At 46.2% G+C, this 4,152-nt stretch carries 3 protein-coding genes and 1 pseudogene; 1 reads left to right on the top strand and 3 read right to left on the bottom strand.

The features are described 5' to 3' along the window. A pseudogene (locus A4E24_RS06765) lies at positions 1-358 on the bottom strand (ribosome small subunit-dependent GTPase); the annotation flags it as partial. A 115-nt stretch (positions 359-473) separates the two neighbouring features. Here A4E24_RS06765 and A4E24_RS06760 point away from each other — a divergent pair. Beyond that, the gene (locus A4E24_RS06760; protein WP_292352526.1) at positions 474-1,220 is read left to right on the top strand and encodes a class I SAM-dependent methyltransferase; all 747 of its coding nucleotides are present in this window, start codon (positions 474-476) and stop codon (positions 1,218-1,220) included. A 198-nt stretch (positions 1,221-1,418) separates the two neighbouring features. Here the strand turns inward: A4E24_RS06760 and A4E24_RS06755 are convergent, their stop codons facing one another. Both A4E24_RS06755 and ppsA read right to left on the bottom strand, forming a co-directional pair. After that, positions 1,419-2,447 carry an AI-2E family transporter gene (locus A4E24_RS06755; RefSeq protein WP_292352525.1) on the bottom strand — a complete coding sequence of 343 codons (1,029 nt, stop codon included), beginning with the start codon at positions 2,445-2,447 and terminating at the stop codon, positions 1,419-1,421. Between the two features lie 124 nt (positions 2,448-2,571). Next, on the bottom strand, positions 2,572-4,152 hold a 1,581-nt coding region (ppsA, locus tag A4E24_RS06750), incomplete at its 5' end, for a phosphoenolpyruvate synthase (protein WP_292352524.1).

Here is a 4,152-nt window from a genome sequence, read left to right as displayed (position 1 = left end):
TATTTGCAGCAATTACCTGCTCTTCATTGTTGTCGCCTGCAGAGCCTCTTGAAAGACATGTTTTTCGGGGTAAGACATTGACTATTATATAAGAATTAATCTCTTCCTGGTTAAGCAAAACAACAAAATCGCCCACTACCGGCTGTTTACCGATTCGTAAAAGTGCACCGGATAATCCGGCTTTGATGATGTTGCCTGAAATGAGAACTTCCCAGTTGGTTTTATGTCTTGACACAACCCTCCCGGCTATGTATGGATCTTTGTAGACAGAAAAAGCCGATTCAAGTTCTTCATCCCATCCCGGAATTGTTGCCTTGTCAGCAAAATCAGAATTTTTTGGAAGAGAATGCATGTACATAAAGAATTCTGTTCCTGCTAATCATAAATAATTTGTGGCAGAAGAATTTAAAACCCAATTTGAGATATGCCCGGTACCAAAAAAAATTTAATTTATTATCGGCATGTCCCTTTTTATGAGCAGATCTGCAATTTTTGAGATATTTGATGGCCTGCCGCGTCAGGGTCCGGGCAGTAATGAATGCACTGAAAAAGCCTTCAGGTCGATCCCTTCCATTCCGGGTGCCAGAATACTGGACATCGGCTGTGGCGTAGGAATGCAGACCCTGCATATTGCAAAGATATGCGGCAACTGCCACATAACGGCAACTGATATTTACCAGCCCTATCTTGACGATCTGATTCAGAAGGCTGCTGCAATGGGACTTGCAAACCGGATATCAACAGTATGTGCCTCTATGGACGATCTGCCTTTTGAAGATGGCGAGTTCGATATAATATGGTCAGAAGGTGCGATCTTTGTCATGGGTTTTGAAAAGGGACTTGCCTACTGGCAACGCTTCCTGAAGGACGGAGGGTTCATAGCGCTGACTGAAGCAGCCTGGTTTACCGATAAACCTTCGGCTGAAGTGCTGCAATTCTGGAAGGAATGTTATCCTGCCATAAAGACAATTCTCGGAAATGAGCAGATGATAGAGGCTGCAGGCTACAAGATCATCGACAGGTTCAAACTGCCGGCATCTGCCTGGTGGGATGATTATTATGCTCATTTTGAGAAAAGGCTTGATGAGATAGAAGGAAAGTTCAAAGGCGATACTGAAGCCGAATCTATAATTACTTTTTCGAGAAAGGAAATAGAGATATTCCAAAAATATAAGGATGAATATGGATATGTGTTCTTTATACTACAGAAAGGAGGATGAAGATACAACAAGGATCTTCAGGTAAAGTTCATGGGAAGTGGATGCTCACCCACGAAGAGCAGACGTTCATCAGCATAACAATGCAGAAATTGTGACCCATTACCAGGGTATCATCCAGGATATTGCAGCAAGAAAGAAGAGTGGAGAAGTGGATACTAAATTCCTGATGAACACTTTTAGAGATTATATTAAACGTGTCTAATTATTATTGACAATATATTCTTCATGGAACATCCTGACAACCAGCAGGAAATAAGATAGTAAAAGGGGTCCCACTATAAGGCCTATGAGGCCGAACAGATTGATGCCTATGATAATCCCCAGCAGGGATATCATGGGATGGATGGAACCAAGCTGTTTCTGGATGAACGGCCTTACGAAGTTATCCATGGTGCTTATGACGATCCCTGTGAACAGGATGCCGAGCGCAACAAAATAATCATGCTGCAACAGCTGGATAATGACCGCAGGGAACCATACAATGGTCGCACCTACCAGAGGGAGAAAAGAAAAGACCGCTGCTACCGTACCCCACAGTATCGCGCCCTGTATACCCATGAGAAGAAAAGCGATCGTAAGTATCCCGCCCTGTATTATGGCAATGATAAGAGATGAAACAAGAGTTGTCTTAACAACAACCCTGAACTCATCCAGTAATTTGTCAGAGTTTTCCCTGTTAAAGGGAATAGCTGAATAGAGGCTCTTCGCAAAATCCGAATCTTCTCCTGTCAGCAGGTAGTATAAAAGGAAGAACATTATAGTGAACTCTATAGCACGCTGCCCCAGGCTTTGCACTGCACTGAGCAATACCCCGCTGCCATAATTGGCAATGGAGGAAACAAGTTCCACAACCTTTGTCTTTATATCCAGGTTCACTGGCAACTGTTCAAGATGCAGGCCCTCCAGAAAAATACGCACAGATTCGGCATACACAGGAATAGCGCTTGCATACTCCAAGGCATTTTGTAATTCCATTGCTATAGTTGAGATAAGGAAATACATAGGCACCAATATAAGAAGGAAGGATAGAGCAATCGACAAAAGGGCCGAAAAGCCTTTTGGTAAATGCCCTCTTCTGACCATAAGATGATATACAGGACGCAGCAGGACGTAAAGTATGAAAGCTCCCAAAAATGCATTGGTATATGGCAACAGAGCATGGACCAGCACGACTGCAAGCGCGGCCAATAACAGAAGTGCCATGATCATTTTTATGGAGCGTTCCATAAAGGGCATTATGTTCGAATAGTATAAAATAGTAACAGTTAACCTGAAATAATTTGACTGATAATGATTGCAGTGAAATGGAAACACAGGAACGCAGAACCACTGCGGTCCTCATGAACGCGGCTTATAGGCCTTTTTCCTCAGTTTCGAGTACCTTTATAGTGATCTTCATGACAGAATCGGGATTCAGGGATATTGAATCTATGCCTTCCTTTACAAGGAACTCCGCAAATTCCGGATAATCGCTGGGTGCCTGACCACATAGTCCGCTGTGCTTCCCATTGCGCTTAGCTCCCTGTATAGCCATTGAGACCATTTTCATGACACCTGGATCCCTTTCATCGAAGGAGGAAGCAAGGATCTCAGAATCCCTGTCAACTCCCAGGGTAAGCTGGGTAAGATCATTGGAGCCTATGGAGAAACCATCGAAATACTTGCTGAACTCGTCCACGAGCAGGATATTGTTCGGTATCTCGCACATCACATAGACCTGCAGACCGTTCTCTCCTCTCTTAAGGCCATTCCTCTCCATTTCTGCGAGAACCTGTTCTGCTTCTTCCACCCGGCGGCAGAAGGGTATCATCAGGATGAGATTCTTTAGTCCCATCTCATCCCTTACTTTCTTCATGGCCTGGCATTCTAAGGCAAAGCCTTCGCGATACCTGTCATCATAGTATCGGGAAGCCCCTCTGAACCCTAGCATGGGATTGCTTTCTTCCATCTCGAAATATTTGCCACCCAGGAGGCTTGCGTATTCATTGGACTTGAGATCGCTCATGCGCACTACTACCGGTTTAGGATAGAAGGCCGCAGCTATGGTACCCACTCCCTGGGCCAGCTTTTCAACAAAGTGATCGGCCATGTTGACATAGCCCCTGGCCAGTTGTCTGATGAGGGAAAGAGTGTTTTCATCTTTTACTTTTTCAGGGTGCACCAGAGCCATGGGATGCACCTTGATATAGCTCGTGATTATGAACTCCAGCCGTGCCAGCCCGATACCGTCGTTCGGGATCATGGAAAGGGAAAAAGCCTCTTCAGGATTGCCAAGGTTCATCATAATTTCAGTACGGGGGCGTTTGAGGCCTTTAAGATCAACGGTTTCCACATGGAAAGGCAGGATGCCTGCATATACACGGCCTACATCCCCCTCTGCACAGCTTACAGTTGCTTCAGTGCCGTTGACCAGGTGTTCGGTTGCGTCCTCTGCACCCACCACTGCAGGGATGCCTAGCTCCCGGCTTACAATGGCTGCATGGCATGTCCTGCCACCTTTGTTGGTGACGATAGCAGCAGCTGTCTTCATGATCGGTTCCCAGTCAGGGGTCGTGGTATCGGCCACCAGGACCTCACCCGGGATAAACTGTGGCAGTTGCGAGACGTCAGTAATGACACGGGCTTTGCCGGCAGCTATCTTGCCTCCCACGCTCCTGCCTTCTACAAGTACCTGACCGCGCTCATCCAGATAATATGTTTCCAGGACATCCCGCGACCTGTGGGCCTGTACTGTTTCCGGCCTGGCCTGCACTATGAAGAGCTCGCCTGTTATGCCATCTTTGGCCCATTCTATATCCATGGGCATGGGCTTGCCTGCCTTGCGGGAATAATAATCCTCTATGGTGACTGCATACCTGGCCAGGGTCAATATTTCCTCGTCGTTTATGCAATACCGGCGCTTATCGGATTCGGTAACTTCCACATTACGGGT

The organism is Methanomethylovorans sp. PtaU1.Bin093, assembly GCF_002067275.1.
Classification (GTDB): Archaea; Halobacteriota; Methanosarcinia; order Methanosarcinales; family Methanosarcinaceae; genus Methanomethylovorans.
Note: the sequence above shows the minus strand (reverse complement) of the source record. Positions and strands in the feature narration are given on the sequence as shown.

Excerpts from the sequence above, each read along its gene's own strand:
- A4E24_RS06760 (WP_292352526.1), top strand. The coding sequence starts at position 474 with ATGAGCAGATCTGCAATTTTTGAGATATTTGATGGCCTGCCGCGTCAG.
- A4E24_RS06755 (WP_292352525.1), bottom strand. The coding sequence starts at position 2,447 with ATGGAACGCTCCATAAAAATGATCATGGCACTTCTGTTATTGGCCGCG.